The following is an 18,078-nucleotide window of genomic DNA, read 5'->3' on the forward strand; positions in this document are numbered from 1 at the left end:
GGATAGAGGGAGGCAAGCATGGCTCAGGAACGCGGATCGGCCGTCGCACCATGCTGCTCAATGCCCGCAAGGTGCTTTACGACCATAGTTCGGCCATCACCATCCTTCTCGCCTTCAATGACATAACGGCCCGTCGTATCATCGAGCGGGAGAAGGAAGAACTGCTCGGTCGCACCGAAGACCTGCTTCGGCAGAAAGACGTCCTGCTGCGCGAGATGGAGCATCGGGTTGCCAACAGCCTGCAGATCATTGCCTCGATCCTGTTGCTGAAGGCACGCTCGGTGACGTCGGAAGAGACGCGCCAGCATCTCAAGGACGCCCATCAGCGCGTTCTGTCCGTGGCCGAGGTGCAACGCCATCTCCACACCTCCGCCGGCGTCGACGAGATCGATGTCGGCTCTTACCTACCGAAATTGTGCAGCAGCCTCGCCTCGTCGATGGTCGGCGAAGCCCAGCCGATCACGGTCACCGTAATGGCCGAAGGCGGCAGGATAGATTCGCAAAGGGCAGTCAGTCTGGGACTAATTGTCACCGAACTCGTGCTCAACGCCATCAAATATGCTTTCCCCAAGAAGAGAACCGGCGCTCGCATCCAGGTGAGCTACGAGACCGCGGGCAGTGACTGGAAACTGACGGTTTCGGACAATGGCGTCGGCAAGATCGCCAACGACGTACCGGCTACCGGACTTGGAACAGCCATCGTCGAAGCACTGGTGAAACAACTGGAGGCCAGGGTGGAGATTATCAGCGATATTGACGGCACCAGCGTGTCGGTCACCCGGGCGACGTTCACCTCGCGCGTGCCGCGAGCGGCGTAAAAACCGTTACTACGATGCTGCCTTCCGGACATCGCCTGATGTCCAGGGGATCTTCTGCCGCCACGGCCTTGTCCCCGGAGCGCAGGACTGCCAGTCGCATCGCATAAGCCGAAACCTCTCAGTCGGTTGAGGGCGCTTCCGATGGCCAAGATCCGCTTTTTTGGCGTTCAGCCGGTGGGACCAAGCTCTGAAGCTGACGCTGCGCAGGTCTTTGCGTGGATGACTCGGTGCGGTCGGTAAACTCGAAGTGGCGGTTGTGTGCGTCAAGTTCTGCAAAATGGGGCGGCCACGATGCTGGTCATGCGGCTTGGCGTAGAGCGAGCTTCTTGTGCTCGCGCAGGTCGTCAATGTTGATGTAGGGCCTCCATCCAGTTTTCGTTGGTTTCGACAGCCGGCGCCCTGACGAGGCGCAGGCAGCTTTCGGCGTTGGGGAAGATGCGCACGACATAGGTGCGCCGGCGGATTTCCTCATTGAGCCGTTCAAGCATGTTGGTGCTCTTGAGATGCTTGTGATGCTGGCGCGGCAGGCAAAAGAAGGTCAGCGTGCGCTCGATGGTCTCCTCCACCGTCGTCCATCTCGGCCTCGAGCACCTCCTGCATCACCGCACGGATCATTTCGTGAAGTCCGTCCGGGTCTGAAAGCAGAATGTCTTTGACGGCAGCGCTGGCGGTCTTACTTTCAATCTTGGTCATGGTGGCGTTCCTTCGCGGGAATCGGCGACATGAACAATCACCAGATCCCATGGCGACGGATGGATAGCGGCGCGTGCTCTGGCAGAGTGACGCTGCTAACAAACACCCCGCGGAGGAACACCATGCATGTAGTGGCCGACCGATCCGAAACTCTGACTGCTATCCGGACTGGTCTGGGCGCAATCTTCGTATCGCTGGAGCTCAGCCGTTCAACCTGGCTGATCTCGTCGTTGTCGCCAGGTGGCGGCGAGAAGTTGTCGAAACACAGTGTCCCCAGTGGTGATTTATCCGCCTTGTTCCGTCGCTTCGATAGCGTGCGAGAGAAGGCAAGAGCACGCATGGGGCCAGACTTCCCCGTCGTCGCTATCCAGGAAGCCGGGCTCGATGGCTCCTGGATCCATCGGGTTCTGAGCAAGGCGGGGATCGAGAGCTACGTCGTTGATCCCGCTTCTATCGCAGTGTCTCGTCGCAGTCGCCGAGCCAAAACCGATAAGATCGATGGTGAAACGCTCGTCTCTCCTTGCCTTCAAGCGAGGCGAACCGCGCATATGTGCAATGGTCAAAGAGCCAACACCGGAGCAGGAGGATCGCCGGCGTATCTGTCGTGAACGCAAGGTACTGACGACCGAACGGGTATATAAAACGCCGCTCACTCAGAATGGTCTCGTCGCCCGAGCCCAGCGGCCGTAGGCGGGATGTTGGTGCAGCCGTGAAGAGCAGCGACCGAATGTGAGGTTGATCTGCTCGGTTACGAGCAGAGTCCTGCAAGTCGGGTTCAACCTGGATCCCATAATCGATATGACAAGCTAATCCCACTTTGACCGGCGCTCAGCACACCTAATTTCGAGCCGCGCCGACCTACACACCCGCTATCGACATGATCCGAGTGGCGGCCTGAACTAGGCCGGCAAACTCATGTTCGTTGGCACTGTTTTTCGCTTGCATCCCGGTTAGGCGGGGACAGACGCCCTACTGCGACGCCTGCCCGGCTTGTCCGTGTCTCGCTCGCCTGACGTTTCGGGTTCGGTCTCAATGATCTCGCCCGCCACCACGGCGCGGGTCCGCTCCAGCATCGCGGGGATGTCCCGCGCGGGCAGCGGGCGGCTGAGCAGGAAGCCCTGCGCCTCGGTGCAGCCTTCTCTTCGGACCCGTTCCAGCTGCTCCACGGTCTCGACGCCCTCGGCGGTGGTCTGCATCCCGAGGCTGTTGCCGAGGCTCGTGACCGCTCGAATGATGGCGACGGAACTGTCGATATCTCCGGCGTCCGTGATGAAGGATTGATCGATCTTGATCTTGTCGAATGGGAACGAGCGCAGATAGCTCAAGCTCGAATATCCGGTTCCGAAGTCGTCCATCGCGATATGAACGCCGAGCATGTGGATATGTTGCAGCATCGAGAGAGTCGCCTGGCTGTTGGCCAGCAGCACTGTCTCGGTGATCTCAAGCTCAAGCCGGCTGGGGGGCAGTCCCGAGATATCCAATGCCTCGACGATGGTGGAGAGCAAGCGCGCGTTGCGAAATTGCGCCGGGCACAGATTGACGGCGACCTTGATGCTACCGGGCCAGCTTGCCGCGTCGAGACAGGCTTGCTTGATAACCCATTCACCGATCGGGACGATGAGGCCGATGTCCTCGGCCAGCGGGATGAATTCTCCCGGGGATACGATGCCGCGCGTCGGGTGATGCCAGCGCAGCAGCGCCTCGAAGCAGCTGACCTCGCCGCGGTCGAGATTGAGGAGCGGTTGGTAGTAGATTTCGAACTGCTGCCGCACCACCGCTTCGCGCAGGTCGAGTTCGAGAAACCGCCGCGCCTGCATGCGCGCATCCATTTCCGGTTCGAAGAACCTGTAGGTTCCGCGGCCTTCCGCCTTCGCCCGGTAGAGCGCCATGTCGCCGGTCTTGAGAAGTTGGTCGGCGTCAATGCCATCGTCCGGCGCGATCGAGATGCCGATGCTGGCGCTGATCATAACCCCGTGGCCATCGACGACATAAGGTGCGCTCAGCCCATCAATGACCCGTTGGGCAAGAGCTGTCGCCTCGACCGGCTGATCAACCGCGGTTTGAATGATCACGAACTCATCGCCGCCGAGCCTTGCCACGGTGTCGCCTTCACGGGCCACCTGTTTCAGTCTGGCGGCGACCTCCTTCAGCAAGGCGTCGCCAACCGGGTGCCCCAGCGTGTCGTTGACCATCTTGAAATGATCGAGATCGAGGCAGTGGAAAGCAATCTTGCTACCATCACGCCGCATCTCGACCAAAGCCTCCTCGGCGCGTTCGCGGAACAATATGCGATTTGGAAGCTCGGTAAGTCCGTCGTGGCGCGCCATGTATGAAATCTTGGCTTCGCTCCGCCGCAAGTCGGTCACGTCATGGTGAGTGGCAAGCCACCCGCCGCCCGGCAGTGGCTGATGGATGAGGTCGATGGTGCGTCCGTCCCTGAGTTCCACCAGGCTCACCGTCCGCTCTGCGCGATCGATGGTCTCCGTCAGCTGCTGCACATACTTTTCCGGGTCATGGCCGGCATAGAGGCCCGCCGCGATCCGGAACCGCATCAAATCGATCCACGGCGTGCCGGGACGAGTCAGGGGCTCCGGCACATGGTAGAGATCGGCGTAGCTTTGGTTGCACAGAACCAGCCGCCTCTCCGCATCGAACATGCAAAGCCCTACGGGCATATTGGCGGCGGCCGCGGCCAATTGCTGCCGCTCCAGCTCGGCTTCTCGGGCCAAGGCATCGCTGCGCTCCAGGCTGGCCCGGTAGCCGGCAAAGGCCGAGAACAGCACTCCAACCTCGTCCTGCCGATCCCTTTTCAGCGCAATGAGACTCGAACGGCGCTCGCCCTGCGCCAAGCAACGCATCGCCTCGGTCACGGCGAGGATCGGCTTGCTGACATTGTGGCGTATCCAGGCGACAAGCCCACCAAGACACCCGGCGGCAAAAAGAACTGCCAGCCAAGTCAATCTTTGCGCAACGGTGTAGGTCCTGTCCGCCATCACCGCCGCGGCCGTGCTGCGCTCGTTGGTGAGGGCCAGCAGGTCGTCCAATCGCTGCGTGGCGGCGGCAACGGTCGGGAGCGATACCGTCTCGAACTCCTTGACAGCCATTGTTCGCCCTCCTGTTTCGAGGAGCGGGAAAATCGATGTCAGGGAATCTTCGTAGGCCGTCCATAGGTTGACGAACTGGTCGAACAGCTGCTGCTCGGCCAGCGATCCGGCACTCCGGCGATAGGCGCGCCGACCTTGCAGTATTTCGTCGCTTTCCCTCGCCATCTCCTTCTCAATGCCGGCTATCTGCGCAGCCTCGGCAGTGCGCACGCGCAACGTCGCATAGAGCTGGTGTTCCGCGAGGTTGCGCTTCATCTCGCCGACGATCTGGACCTGGGGCAACCAAACGCTGGTGATCTCGCTCGTGACCTTGTTGAGTGATCGCAGTTGCGCGACCCCAAATACTCCCACGGCCACGACGCACAGCAGCGCCAGCCCAAAGCCCAACGAGAGCTTGGTCCCGACGCTAATGTCCTTTAGCCCTCTCATCTAGAAAACTGCAAACGCAAGACCAGTCCTCGTCAAATAGCATCGAGCTTTAGCGAATAGTAAAAGTATTCCTAGTGTCGCGTCTAAGGTATTAATGCTGGCTTAAGACTGCGTAATCCCCTAGAGGATCGACCAAACCACGTTGTAAAAGGCCGGCGGATGAAGCTCACCGATTTCCATATGATCCGATGACGGGCCTACAATGAGATCGAGGTGCTCGCACCTAGTCTTGGAAGCCGCTTGCAGCTTCTTTCACCGCACCGTGGGATCGGCCTTCGATCCCCTTCGAATGTAGCGAGGCCAGCCCATATTATGCACGACGATGGGGCTTTGAGGCTGGCAGTCGAATCTATGATCGGCAGTGTTCATCAGCCGAGGAAGGAGCGCCGCGGCGCGCGCCGAGGCGGTGCGCGAACTCGAGCGTGATCGCCGAGATCGAGGCGAAGGAGCCGCTCGAAGCGCTCGACACCTTCATGGCGCAGAACGCATCGATGATCCAGGCCCAGCATGCAGCCTCCAGCTTCGATGTCCATCGGGTCCTTCAGGCCATGGACCACGAGCCGAGACCGCCGCAAGGCGATGCCGGACTGATGCGGCTGCCGGTGGTCGACATGCAAGGCCGGCCGCTGGCCAGCGAAGCCGAGTTGCGCTATTCCATTTTCCACCGCTTGACCTCGGGCGCGGTGAAGGTGGTGGCGGTGCAGCTAAAGGGAACTCCGACTGGAGCCATGCTGACACGCACGTTCACCGTGGAGGGCGTGCCCTACCGCATGGACCTGTTCGGCGGCAGCAAACTGAAGCCGCCGCAAAAGAGCCTGAACCAGCTTGCCTCTCACCTGCCTTTCACGGCCGCAGAGGCCCCAAGCGGCAAGCTTTTGGCGATCCCCTATGCCGAGACGGCTCCGGGTACGGCCTTTGAGCAGCTGTCGCGGGCCTGGGCGCCGTTCAAGGAAGCCTATTACTATACCCAGCGCCGCGGATTTGCCGCGCCGCCGGGCATCCCCGACATTGGCCCCCATGATTATGCGCTGGAAGGGTGCTTCAAGCTGTCCCTTCTGCCCGACCATCCCGCAGGCGCAGTGCATCCCTTCCGGTTCGAGGGGCGAGACGGCGAGATCGCCTTGCGGCCGCATGACGGCTGCGGCTTCATTAGGGCCTCACTGGCCGAGCGCATGCCGTCCATTGCCCGGGCTCGCCACGACGCTCCCGAGCGGATGCCTGCCTATGCCGATAAAAGGCAATCGGCGGTACCGCCCTCGGCGCTGCAACATTATCCGCGTAGCGTCGAGGTAGCACAGGAGACCCGCGAGAAGGCTCAGGCTTGGCTCGAAACCCATCAAAGCCTCACCGCCGAGGAGCTGTTCCGGACGGTCACGGGCGGGCATATCGAGGGTTCGAGCGCTATCGCCGTGCCGTCCAGCGACGAATGCCTGCATGTGCCGACGGGCAAGAGCAAGACCTTGACCCGTGACGCTGGCGTGCTTGTCGGACGCTCCCCCTATGACAAGCCCAACCTGCGCCCGTTCGCCGCCGACCGGGTCAGGTCGGCGCGCGATGGCGACCGGACCGCGGCGTTCCTGGATCGGTGCGTGGCCTTCCAATATAGCTTCAACTTCGCGCACAGGTCGGGGGCTGGGCTTGCCGCCGACGATCCGACCTTCTTTGCCAAAGGCATCTTGATCGTTGTGCCCGACGAAATGTGGCCGGCGGACTTCGCCGAGCGCGGGGTCGTGATGTCTGCCGAGGACGTAAAGTGCCATTCGTACTGGCTGGAGGAAAAGGACCGGGTCAAGGCCGACACCGCGCTCGAGTGCGTCGGCATCCTGCAGGCGACGGAGGTGTTCGCGCCCGGCTCTTTGGTTGCGGTTCCAAGCGTCGAACAAAAAATGCTCGACGGCGATTTTGATGGCGACACCGTCGTCATCATTGGCGACCAGCCTCGCCTTTACGAGCATGTGCGCCAGTTCGACGCGCAGCTGCAGGCGCGCGGCATCGCCTCGATGAAGCCGCCGAAGTCGCACACGCCGGCCATTGAGAAAAGCGGCTACCAGTTCACCCGGTCCAAGCAGATCCTGTCGGCCACCGGGCTGGTGCTGGAGACCTACAGCTGCCTGCAGCGCAACGTGCTGGCGCAGCCGCTGGAGGCGCAACGCTGGTTTGCCGAGCGTGCCATCTTCGGCACCTACGAGGGCATTCATAATGAGCTCAAGGCCGACATCCGCGCACTGTTGCAGGAAGATCGGCCGGATGGCCAGGCCCTCCATGAGCTCATCGCCAGGGCGAGGGAAGACAGCAAGGCCGCCAGGCATCCGGTGGCCTGCGAACTGGCCGCGTTGTTAGTGGCCGAGCTCCAGGACTGGAACCTGCAGCTCAATAGCGAGCCGGCTCATGAGCAGTCGGAAGTCAAGCTGCATGAAAGCGCCATCAATCTGTTGAGCGTCGGCATCAAGGTCGGCACTGACGCCTACAAGTCCGATACCGGTGCGCGGGTGTTCATGCAAAAAACCACCGAATTGCAGCGGCTCTTGGAGCAGAGGCCGGGCTTCAAGTCGGCGCCATATGTCAAGGCGCAGGCGGCAAAGCTCCACCAGGGCCGGTTCGACGTCGATGGCAGCCTGGCGGATCTGAAGGACAACCCCACGCTGGCGGCATCGGTCATGGAGGCCTCGATCAGACTCGCCGTCGAAAAGCGCATTCTGCTCAGCGCCTTAGCAATCTCGGCCGAAGACGACCGCGCCAGCACGATAACGCTGAGCAGCGAACAGGCCCTTGAGCGGGCCAGGCTCGAAGCCGCCCCCGCCGAAGCGCAAGAAAGCGCGATTACCAAAAATTGTGCATGCGGTTGCCGAGCTTTTGCGGCAGGACGGCATCGAGGTGAAGGTGCCGCATCTTGACCAACGGTCGGGCGGGCAGGTCTGGATAGCCGACGAGTTGACCGGCCAGAGCGTGAGCACGGCGCCGGAGGCCCAACTGGTCACCAATGCCGTGCGCCATGTCTTCGAGATCCCGGACGAGGCTTTTACGCGCGCCTTCAGGAAGGCGGCACTGGCCTTCGAGGAGCGGGACTGCAGCGAGGTCGAGACCACCAACTGGGTCATCAGGATGGACAGGCCGCGGTTACGCGGCGTTCACACGGCGTTCAGAACCGCGCAGAACTATCGCTTCGAGGTCGAGTTCCCTACGCCGGCCAGTTATCGGGCCGAGCTCGCGCACCGCGCGCAGAGCTCACAGCTAGTCCCCATTCCCCGTGGTGCCTGGGAGATATTACACTGGGACTCGTCAGGAGAAAGCAGGTCGAGGGCGGCAGGGACCTCCAGGTCGCCCATCGTCGCAAGACAACAGATTGCGGTCGCTCGCTCGCCGCAAGCCGGCGAGATCCTCGCGGCCCTCGGTACGCGGCCGGTCGTGCTCGTCGGCATGCCGGCGAGCGGCAAGTCGACCATCGGCGCCCAGCTTGCCAAGGAGTTGGGGGTGGAGTTTGTCGACATCGATAAGCATATCGTCGCCGATCACGGCAATCTGATGGAGATGTTCGCCGACCCTGGCCGTGGCGAGGCGCACTTCAGGGACCTGGAGACCAAAGAGCTCGCCAAGCAGCTGGAGAGAGGCCCCATCGTCATCGCAACCGGCGGCGGCTGCTTTGGCAAGGAGTCCAATCAAGCCCTGATTCTTAATAAGGCGAGGTCGATCTGGCTCGACACCCGAGCTGAAAGAGCTCCGCAGGCGCCTCGAGAGGGACACCAGCCGGCCGCTGCTGCAAGGCGCCGACATCGAGCAGAAGGTTGACCAGCTGTACGAAGAGCGCAGTCCGTTCTACCAAAAGGCCGATATCAGGTTGCCCCTCGTCCCGCCCTTTCAAAAAGACAAGAAGGACGCCCGCATTTGCGTGAAGGAACTCTACGCTTTCCTGTGCAGCGACAGAGAAGCCGCTCTGCCCGCTGCCGAGATATCACATGTCTCCGGTGCTTCCGGCACCGCCATCAGCATGTCCCCAACAGCTCAGCGCATGCACGATGATCATCACAACGGCTACGATTGCGGGGGCGGCGTCGTGGAAACCATCCAGGCGCCGGCGGCACTATTGAGTGAAAGGGAACGGCCGCCGCTCCTCGACACCCTCACCGCCGACCCGCAGCCTTTGCTGGCCGGCAATAACGCACGAGCGAATTTAGCGTCTTCCACGAGAAGCAGGGAACGCTCAAGTCGAGGACGATAGCTTAGGCGTCGCAGGTTTGGTGCAGGGTGCGGGTTCGCACCGAATGCTAATAAAAGTGGGAAACGCATGCATAAGTCGTGAGAAGCCTGATGGCCGAGTTGATCCGGCCTGGATGACACAAACGTACAAAGACGAACCGCCGGTGCCGGGTCGCGCGCCAAATCCTGGTGATCGACCGGAAAGGATCAGCTCCGAGTCTAAACGGCATCGTCAACTTAATGAAGCGCGGATACTATGACAGAGTGACCCAATCCACCGCCGCGCCATTGCGTCGGTTTCGACAGATAAGATGGATTGGGCAGGCGAGCTCAAAAGAGCGATTGTAAATCGCAGTTGTAGCAGTGTAACAAACTGCGTAACAAAAAGCGCGAAAAGATTAGCATTTTCAGCAGGATAGGCGTGAAACCGAATCCCTCCCTCTCCGCCATCCTGCTTTGCTCTCCGAGCTTCGCAGGACAAGTCCTATCTTCAGCGCGAAGCAGGACGCCCTCCGAAGCCTCGGCGAAGGAGAGCCCAAGGCAGCTTACAGGCCGACCGCGCCTATCGAACCCTCCGCTCGCGCACGGCCACGCCGTCGCCCACCCGGTCGCTCGGGTGCAGCACGACCCGATCGCCTTCCGACAAGCCGGACTCGACCTCGGCCATCCTGCTGTCCCGGTGGCCGATCTTGATTACGGCCGTGCGCGCCCGTCCGGCCTCGGCGAGATACACGGCCCAGTCATCGCCCTGCCGGAACAGTGCCGCTACCGGGACGCTAAGGACATTGTCGTCCCGCCAACTCGTCACGTGCACGATCACGCGATAGTCGTGCCCAAGCTGCGACCACATCTCGGCAGGGTCGACGATATCGATCTCCGTGTGGACGCGCTGCTCCTCGATCCCAAGCGCCGAGACCTTGAGAAACCCGGCCGGGTCGATCCGCGTCACCTTGCCCTGAAGCGCGGGTCCGCCCCAACCGTCGATGCGAACTGAGGCGCCCGGCCTGATCTGGACCGCGTCGGTGGAGAGCAGGTCCGCCGCCACCTGCAGGTCGCGCGGGTCGCCGATCTCGACAAGCGGCGCGCCCGGCTGGACCATGCCCTCGCTCTCCTGAACGATCTTCAGGATGCGGCCGCTCGCCGGCGCACGAAGTTGGACGCAGCAGGCCGGATCCGATTGTGCAACATCTCCGGCAGGCTGCCCGAGCCGCGCCTGGATCATCGCGTGTTCATTGCGCCGGACTTCGACCTGCGCCTTCGCGCTCGCCAAGGCTGCCTCGTTGGTGTCCACTTCGAACTTCGCCTTGTCGAGGGCGTTTTGCGAAATCGCTCCGGACTTGGCCAGCCTTTCCGCGCGATCGAGCTCGGTGCGCGAATATGCAAGCGCCGCCTCGAGACGTTTCACCTCCGCTTCCGCGAACGTCACGGCCGCTTCTGCCGCGCCAAGCGCCGCCAACAGTTCTTCGTGCGTGCGAACATCGTGGAGACCGGGGATGGTCGGCTGCATGACCGCCACCACCGTCTCGTCCTTGGCTACCTCGTCTCCGACATGGTGCGGCGGCGAAATTCTGAGCACCTTGCCGGCGATTGGCGCGGATACCGTGTAGATGTGCCGCACCTCGGTCTTGGCCTCGTCATCGACGGTCACCTCCATCGGACCCTTGGCTACCGTCGCCAGGTCGACCGGGATCGGCTGCGGCCATGCGAACCAGACCGCCGCCGCGGCGATCAGGCCAAAGGCCGCGATGCCGCCGATTCTCCTCATCCAGTTGGTCATCGATCTGGTGCGCATGGTCTTCAATCCCGCGTCTTGAGAACAGCAACGAGGTCGAGTCGATTAACCCGCCTGCGGACGATCAGCGCTGAGAGCACAGCCGCCGTAATGACGATCGCGCTGGCGAAGACATAAATGGCAGGGTCGACAACCAGGCGTACCCGCATCAGTTCGCCGGCCAGGTTCGTCTTCATGATCCAGGCAAGACCATAGCCGAGGGCCCAGCCCGGCGGCTGCGCGATCAAGGTCAACAGCGCGAGTTCAAAGAGAAGGATGCCGAGCACTTCGCCGCGGGTGAAGCCAAGCACCCGCAGGCTTGCCAGTTCCCGGGCCCGCTCGGACAGCGAGACACGCGCGTTGTTGTAAACCACGCCGAACGCGATGACGGCGGCGAGACCCGTGTAGATGCTGGACATCGTAGTCACCAGAAGCGCCACGGCGTCGCGGAAAGTGGCGAGGGACGCCGTCTGCAGAGCCAGGCTGCTCACCGCCGGCATGGCCTTGACCGCCGCGTAGAACTCGTCCCGTCTGTTCTTGTCCAGGCTGACGCTCACCCCGTTCGCCATCGGCGCTTCACGCAGCAGCCTGGCGAGCGCTTCCTCATCCATCATCCCGCGCATGCCGAGATAGTCCTCGACCAGCGCCGCCACCGGAAGCGAGACCGTCCGGCGCTCGCTGTCGAGCAAATCGACCTCGACGGTGTCGCCGACCCGCACCTTGAGTATCTTGGCCAGCATGTCCGAGATCGCGAGGCCTGATTCCGGCAGGACCACCGGCCGCAGGTCCGCATCGATGATACGGTTGAGCTCCGCCCCGCGCGGCCTTGCGCGGAGGATGATGCGACGCTCGACATGGCCATTGCGGATGCGGACCTGGACTTCTCGATTGGGTTCCGCATTCAGCACTCCGGGAAGCCTCGCAATCTGGAAGGCCACTTCCCTCGGGCGCTTCTCGAAAAAGCTGACGGTCGCGTCCTGTCGATCCGCAAGGAAGTAGGTCACGTCGACGAGCTGCTCCATCGTGCCCTCCGTGAAGAGCGACACGATCAGGATCGCCGTCGCCAGCGACATGCCGAATGCGGTGAGAAAGGATCGAACTGGATGATGCGCGACGTTGCGCAGCATCATTCTCATCGGCTGCGAGACAAGGCCGGCCGCGCTAAGGCTCAACGGCAGCGTTCGGCGGAAAACCGGCGGAGCCGGCGGCTGCATGGCAACCGCGGGAGCCAGATTGACGACTTCGCGCAAACCTCGCAGCGCGCCGATTGCCGCGGCAAACGCGCTCAGTCCCGCCGCCGCGACGTAGAGATCGGGGGCCTTGGTGAACAGCAGAAACGGGAAGCGGAAAAAGTCGGCGAATACTCCGGTCACATAGCTGCCGAGCCAGGTGCCGATCAGGCTGCCGATGACGATGCCGACCGCCGTGATGACGCCCACAAATTTCAAGTAGTGCAGGACGATGCCGGCATTGCGGTAGCCGAGTGCCTTCAGCAGGCCGATCTGCTCGCGTTCGAGCGAAACGAGCCGGCTGAGGGTAAGGTTGACCAGGAACGCCGAAACCAGCAGGAAGATCGGCGGCAGCGTGCGGCTCATGTTGTTGAGCATGTCGAGCTCGTGGTCGAGCCAGGCATGCGACGTCTGGTCCTTGCGCCCGTAGGCAGCGTGCCCGCCATAGCGATCGAGCAGGCTGTCGAGACGCATCATCACCTCCCGCTCCGACGTTCCCGGCAGCAGCTTCAGCGACACCGACGAAAAAGCGTCTTCGAGATCATAGGCGCTGGCCAGAGCCCGTTCGGACATCCAGATGACGCCGAAGCGGTGGCCGTCGGGCATGATGTCGCCGGGGCCGACGGCATAGATGTATTCGGGAGAAAGCGCGATGCCGACGATCGTCAGATCGCGCCTGCGACCGTTGAGGGTCGCCGCGAAGCTCGAGCCCAGGGTGAACCGGTGCGCTTCGGCGAAGGTCTCATTGACGACGACCTCGTCGTCCCGGCTCGGATCCGGCGTGCGGCCCGCACGCATATAGAGGCGATTGAGCTTCGGCTCGCCGACCTCGGGCAGCGAGATGACTACGCCGGTGGCCGGAGCGGTCAGACCCGGTGTTTCGAGCAGCGCGAACTGTGCGATGCGTGCATCCACGCTAGCCACACCTGGGATTTCGGCGATCCGGCCGAGGAGAGCTTTCGGTGCCCGTCGCACCGTGGCGAAGACATCGGCGAAGCGGTAGCGCTCGTAGTAAGCCGTCCTCGTCTCATCGAGGGAACGGTAGGAGCCGACGGCGAGGAGCAGCGTTGCCACGCCGCCGCCGACCACCAGCGCGATTGCCAATGCCTGCGCCCAAAGACGCAGGAGATCGCGGAAGAGCTTTATGTCCAGGGCGCGCATGTCTTCACCACTGCAGCTCGGCGACAGCGCGGCGGGCCTCGTTGGTGACGGCCTTCGATATCTGCCCGTCGCTGAAGAACAGGACCCGGTGCGCGACCTCCTGGATGATGGCGTTGTGGGTGATGATGACGGTGGTCGTGCCGAGTTCGGCATTGACCTTCATCAGCGCATCGATCACCCGAACGCCTGTCCTGGAGTCGAGCGCGCCTGTCGGCTCGTCGCAAAGCAGCACTTCCGGACGCTTGGCGATCGCGCGGGCGATGGCGACGCGCTGCTGCTCGCCGCCTGATAGCTGCGCCGGGAAATGATGCATGCGCGGCTCCAGCCCAACGAGGGCGAGAGCTTCCTCGGGACGCATTGGATCATCGGCAATCTCGGTGACCAGCGCGACGTTCTCATAGGCTGTCAGGCTGGGGATCAGATTGTAGAACTGGAACACGAAGCCGACGTGGCGGCGGCGATAGGATGTCAGCCCCCTGTCATCGAGGTCGGTCAGCCGCAAATCCTTGAAGGACAGCTCGCCGCTGCTCGCGTGATCGAGCCCGCCCATGATGTTGAGCAATGTCGATTTCCCGCTGCCCGACGGACCGAGCAGGACGACCACTTCCCCTGCCGAAATCGCCAGGTTCACGCCGCGCAGGGCGTGCACTTGCGTCTCGCCCGAGACGTAGGTCTTGGTGAGGTCTTTCGCGGTGAAGACAGGGTCGGACATGGATCACTCCGCCCTGCCTGCCCGCATGGCAGCTTGCCTGAGCTCGACCAGGAACATGCCCATGCTCGCGGCCCATAGGATCGCGATAGCCAGCAAGGCCCACCGGAAATCGGATCCTATGACGAAGTTGACGACAGCCATCCATCCGATGGAGGCGACGCCGGCGGCGAGCACGCCCAGAAGAGCCCACCGCTCGTGCCGCCGGAACGACGTCACGGCGACCGTGACGGTGAGGATGCCCGAGGCGACGGCATACCCGCCGAGCACCTGAAACACGCGCTCGAGCCACGATGCCATGCGTGGCTGCTCGGCCTGAAGCTGTTGCAGCGACAGGCCGACGAACCGCACGTCCTCCGGCAATAGCGGCGGCCGAAGGAACATGAAGAAGGCGCCGATGCAGACGAGCGCCACACCGAAGACGGCGAGCAGGATCGCCGAAAACGGCCAGGATCGGCGGTGCCGTGTCATGGCGCCAGGCCTCGTCCAGGGCGGCCGACCGACCCGCCGGACAACCGGTTCCAGCTCGGAATGAAACCCGGAACCTGTGTCATGTAGTTGCGGTAGACGTCGCCGAACGCGGTGATCGCTTCGCGCTCCTCGGCGCGCGCCAGCCTCACATACATCACAACCAGCACCGGGAACATCGCCAGCGTCAGCAGCGTCGGCCACTGAACGAGGAAACCCAGCATCACCAGGATGAAGCCGACATATTGCGGGTGGCGCACGTAGCTGTACGGGCCGCTGGCGGCGAGAGAACGGTGCTGCTGAGCGTCGTAGAGAACGCTCCATGCGACCGCGATCAGCCAGAACCCACCGCCGATCAGGACGAAGCTCAGCAGATGGAAGGGGCCGAAATGTGGATTGATCCGCCAGCCGAACATCATTTCCAAGAGATGCCCGGCATCATGCGAGAACCAGTCGATCCCTGGATAGCCGGACTGCAGCCAGCCGGAGAGCAAGTAGATGGTGAGCGGAAAGCCGTACATCTCCGCGAACAGCGCGACCAGGAAGGCGCTGAACGCGCCGAACGAGCGCCAGTCACGGGTCGTCGCCGGCTTGAAGAAGCTGTAGGCGAACAGGATGAAGACGGCGGAGTTGACGATCACCAGGCTCCAAAGGCCGTAGGCCTGCATGCTCATGACGGATTCCTTTCGTCGGGCTGGTTGCGGTGGCCCCCACCATGCCCATGTCCTCCATGCCCATGTCCTCTGTGGCCGTGTCCTCCATGCATGAAGAAGTGCATGAAGACGCAGCCGAGCGGCAGCAGATAGAATAGCGCGCCAAGCACATGGGCGCGGTGCTCGGTGAGGAGCAGGAACCCGCCGACCGCGAGGAAGCCAAGCAGGACAAGGCCTGCCCGGGACGTCAGAAAGGAGCCTTGCGGCTGGTCGTGGTCCGAATGGTCATGCATTGACATGCTGGTCTCCTATTCGACGATGAGGCGGCCGCGGAACATGCCCATGGGGCATGCGAATCCGAACTCGCCTGGTTGCTTGGGCATCAGATCGACGGCGACGGTTTCACCGGTAGGCAGATCGGCGCTCCTCTGGAAATCGGGGAAGATCACCTTGTCCGAGCAGGAGGCGGTTTCCTCACGGCGGAAATTCAGCCGGACCGGGCGGCCGCTGCGGACGACGATCGTGTCGGGCGTGTAGCCGCCCTTGACCAGGATCATCGCCTCCTGATAGCCGCCGCTCGTATCCGCGGCGCGGATGCCCTTCGAACGCTTGAGCCAGAAGAACCAGATGATGAAGGCGACCAGGCCGATCCCGGCCACGGTCACTATCCAGCGGTCGGGTGTCATGAGCCTGTCCTCCTCGGCTGAAAGAAGCGCAAACGATTGGCGTTGGTGACGACGGTCACCGAACTGAAGGCCATGGCGGCGGCTGCGATGAGGGGAGAGAGCAGAAGCCCGATGAACGGGTAGAGCACGCCCGTCGCGACCGGGATTCCCAGCGCGTTGTAGCCGAATGCGCCGACGAGGTTCTGCCGGACGTTGCGCATCGTCGCCCGGCTGATCTCGATCGCCGTGACCACGCCCATCAGACTGCCCTTGATAAGCGTCACGTCGCTTGCCTCGATGGCGACGTCGGTTCCGGTGCCGATGGCGAAACCGACATCGGCCTGGGCGAGCGCCGGCGCGTCGTTGACGCCGTCGCCGACCATGCCGACCGACTTGCCTTCGAGCTGTAGTTTCTGCACCTCGTGCGCCTTGTCGTCTGGCAGGACCTCCGCCAGCACGCGATCGATGCCGACCTCGCGCGCGATTGCCCGACCCGTGCGTTCGTTGTCGCCGGTCAGCATGACGACCTCGATGCCGAGCCCTCTCAGGATTTCGATCGCCGCCCTGGAATCCGGCTTCACGGTGTCGGCGACCGCGATCAGTCCAGCCGCCTGCCCGTCGACCGCCACATACATCGGCGTTTTGCCTTCATTGGCGAGGCGCTCCCATTGGGGCAGCAGCGCGTCTGCGGGAACACCGCGGTCGCGCATGAGCTTGGCGTTTCCGAACAGCACATCATGGCCGTCGATCCGGCCACTGACGCCGTGGCCCGGGATCGCCGCGAAGCCTTCAGCATCGACCAGCTCGATCAGCCACGCTTCGGCGCCCTTCACGATGGCCGAGGCCAGCGGATGCTCGGAACCGCGCTCAAGAGATGCGGTGAGCCGCAGGACGGCGCTCTCTTCGTGGCCCGGCGTGACCACGACGTCGGTCAGCGCCGGCTCGCCCCTGGTGATCGTGCCCGTCTTGTCGAGAATGATCGCGTCGAGTTTCTCGGCCGCCTGCAGCGCGTCGCCCGAGCGGATCAGGATGCCGTTTTCCGCTCCCTTGCCGATGCCGACCGTAAGCGATGTCGGCGTGGCAAGGCCGAGCGCGCAGGGACAGGCGATGATCAGCGTCGTGACCAGGACGACCGTGGCATAGATCAGCCGCGGCTCAGGCCCGAAATCGTACCATGCCACTGCGGCCAGGATCGCGACGATCATGACCGCGGGCACGAAGTAGCCCGACACGGTATCCACCACGCGCTGGATCGGAGCCTTCGACCCCTGCGCGTCCTTCACCATGCGGATGATGCTTGCGAGCGCGGTATCCTTGCCGACCTTGGTAGCGGTGAAGCGGAAGCTGCCCGTCTTGTTGAGCGTGCCGCCGATGACCTCGTCGCCGGCCTGCTTTTCGACCGGCATGGATTCGCCGGTGATCATCGACTCGTCGATAGCGCTCGATCCGGCGCTCACCTTGCCATCGACCGGGACCTTTTCGCCGGGACGGACGATCACCGTGTCGCTGACCAGCACCTCCTCGACGGGGAGGTCGATTTCCTTGCTGTCGCGCACGACTCTTGCCGTCTTGGCCTGCAACCCGATCAGCTTCTTGATCGCCTGCGAGGTTCGGCCCTTGGCCTTGATCTCGAGGGCGAGACCCAGCACGACGAGCGCCACGACGACATCGGTGACGTCCCAGAAGACTTCGGCCAGCGCCATGTCGGGAAAGATCCCGGGCCATGCGACCGCCACGACCGAATAGAGGAACGCCGCCGTGATGCCGATTGAGATCAGCGTGTGCATATTGGCAGCGCGGTGCTTCAGCGCGTCCCACATGCCGACAAAGAACTGCGATCCGGACCACAGCAGGACGGGCAGGCTCAGCACGCCAAGCAGCGCCCAAACGATCCGGCGCGTGTCGCTGCCCATGGGCATCCATTCGCGCAGTCCCGGAATGAGATCGGGATAGCTGAGAGCCATCACCGGGAGGGAGATGACGGCGGCGAGCCAGAACCTGCGCATCAGGCCGCGGTATTCCTGCTCGTTGGCCGCCTCCGCCGGGTCCAGCGTCTCGTCCGTGGGTTTCACCTTCGGCTCGGCGACCCGATAGCCGGAGGATTCGATCGACCTCCTCAATTCCTGGAAATTGGCCCGTTCCGGTTGATACTCTATGTCGACAACGTTGGGTGCGAGGCTGGCG

General features: G+C 62.9%; 14 protein-coding genes and 2 pseudogenes. 5 read left to right on the forward strand and 11 right to left on the reverse strand.

Annotated features, from left to right (window positions below):
• The coding region (locus EOA24_RS06685; RefSeq protein ID WP_133374474.1) for a sensor histidine kinase at window positions 1-818 on the forward strand (818 nt) is incomplete at its 5' end.
• A gap of 298 nt (window positions 819-1,116) precedes the next feature.
• Here the strand turns inward: EOA24_RS06685 and EOA24_RS06690 are convergent.
• Window positions 1,117-1,399, reverse strand: a pseudogene (locus EOA24_RS06690) (transposase); the annotation flags it as partial.
• Complete coding sequence (locus EOA24_RS06695) at window positions 1,299-1,511, reverse strand: hypothetical protein (protein ID WP_126057615.1); 213 nt, start codon at window positions 1,509-1,511, stop codon at window positions 1,299-1,301. The gene EOA24_RS06695 and the pseudogene EOA24_RS06690, both read right to left, overlap by 101 nt.
• Before the next feature lie 122 nt (window positions 1,512-1,633).
• Here EOA24_RS06695 and EOA24_RS41470 point away from each other — a divergent pair.
• Window positions 1,634-2,147 (forward strand): annotated as a pseudogene (locus tag EOA24_RS41470) (transposase); the annotation flags it as partial.
• A gap of 314 nt (window positions 2,148-2,461) precedes the next feature.
• Here EOA24_RS41470 and EOA24_RS06705 read toward each other — a convergent pair.
• Window positions 2,462-5,044, reverse strand: coding sequence for an EAL domain-containing protein (locus tag EOA24_RS06705; RefSeq protein WP_126057614.1), 2,583 nt, complete (start codon window positions 5,042-5,044; stop codon window positions 2,462-2,464).
• Between the two features lie 422 nt (window positions 5,045-5,466).
• Here EOA24_RS06705 and EOA24_RS06710 point away from each other — a divergent pair, with 422 nt between their 5' ends.
• Genes EOA24_RS06710 through EOA24_RS42875 form a run of 3 tightly spaced genes read left to right on the forward strand, consistent with a single transcriptional unit; the run spans window position 5,467 to window position 9,260 of the window.
• Window positions 5,467-7,938, forward strand: a complete 2,472-nt coding sequence (locus EOA24_RS06710; protein ID WP_245455307.1) for a hypothetical protein — start codon at window positions 5,467-5,469, stop codon at window positions 7,936-7,938.
• On the forward strand, window positions 7,898-8,830 hold the full coding sequence (locus EOA24_RS43840) for a shikimate kinase (RefSeq protein ID WP_245455306.1): 933 nt from the start codon (window positions 7,898-7,900) through the stop codon (window positions 8,828-8,830). The genes EOA24_RS06710 and EOA24_RS43840 overlap by 41 nt, the downstream gene beginning before the upstream one ends.
• A complete protein-coding gene (locus EOA24_RS42875; protein WP_245454879.1) occupies window positions 8,799-9,260 on the forward strand; it encodes a hypothetical protein in 462 nt (153 codons plus the stop codon). The genes EOA24_RS43840 and EOA24_RS42875 overlap by 32 nt, the downstream gene beginning before the upstream one ends.
• 540 nt (window positions 9,261-9,800) lie before the next feature.
• Here EOA24_RS42875 and EOA24_RS06715 read toward each other — a convergent pair.
• The 8 genes from EOA24_RS06715 to EOA24_RS06750 all read right to left on the reverse strand — a co-directional run.
• Entirely contained in the window at window positions 9,801-11,030 is a 1,230-nt protein-coding gene (locus tag EOA24_RS06715; RefSeq protein ID WP_245467323.1) for an HlyD family efflux transporter periplasmic adaptor subunit, read from the reverse strand.
• Between the two features lie 5 nt (window positions 11,031-11,035).
• Window positions 11,036-13,399: an ABC transporter permease gene (locus EOA24_RS06720; protein WP_126083654.1), complete on the reverse strand. Its 2,364-nt coding sequence runs from the start codon at window positions 13,397-13,399 to the stop codon at window positions 11,036-11,038.
• Window positions 13,400-13,403: 4 nt separating this feature from the next.
• Window positions 13,404-14,111, reverse strand: coding sequence for an ABC transporter ATP-binding protein (locus EOA24_RS06725; RefSeq protein ID WP_127249582.1), 708 nt, complete (start codon window positions 14,109-14,111; stop codon window positions 13,404-13,406).
• A 3-nt stretch (window positions 14,112-14,114) separates the two neighbouring features.
• Window positions 14,115-14,579 carry a hypothetical protein gene (locus EOA24_RS06730; RefSeq protein WP_126080600.1) on the reverse strand — a complete coding sequence of 155 codons (465 nt, stop codon included), beginning with the start codon at window positions 14,577-14,579 and terminating at the stop codon, window positions 14,115-14,117.
• Window positions 14,576-15,250 (reverse strand): isoprenylcysteine carboxylmethyltransferase family protein, encoded by a 675-nt coding sequence (locus tag EOA24_RS06735; protein WP_126080599.1) that lies wholly within the window; start codon window positions 15,248-15,250, stop codon window positions 14,576-14,578. Before EOA24_RS06735 ends, EOA24_RS06730 begins: the two co-directional genes overlap by 4 nt.
• Window positions 15,247-15,528 (reverse strand): DUF2933 domain-containing protein, encoded by a 282-nt coding sequence (locus EOA24_RS06740; RefSeq protein WP_126080598.1) that lies wholly within the window; start codon window positions 15,526-15,528, stop codon window positions 15,247-15,249. The genes EOA24_RS06735 and EOA24_RS06740 overlap by 4 nt, the downstream gene beginning before the upstream one ends.
• A 9-nt stretch (window positions 15,529-15,537) precedes the next feature.
• Entirely contained in the window at window positions 15,538-15,915 is a 378-nt protein-coding gene (locus tag EOA24_RS06745) for a cupredoxin domain-containing protein (RefSeq protein WP_126080597.1), read from the reverse strand.
• On the reverse strand, window positions 15,912-18,078 hold a 2,167-nt coding region (locus tag EOA24_RS06750), incomplete at its 5' end, for a copper-translocating P-type ATPase (protein ID WP_210213581.1). The genes EOA24_RS06745 and EOA24_RS06750, both read right to left, overlap by 4 nt.

Origin of the sequence: Mesorhizobium sp. M2A.F.Ca.ET.039.01.1.1, assembly GCF_003998035.1 — a bacterium.
Lineage (GTDB): Bacteria > Pseudomonadota > Alphaproteobacteria > Rhizobiales > Rhizobiaceae > Mesorhizobium.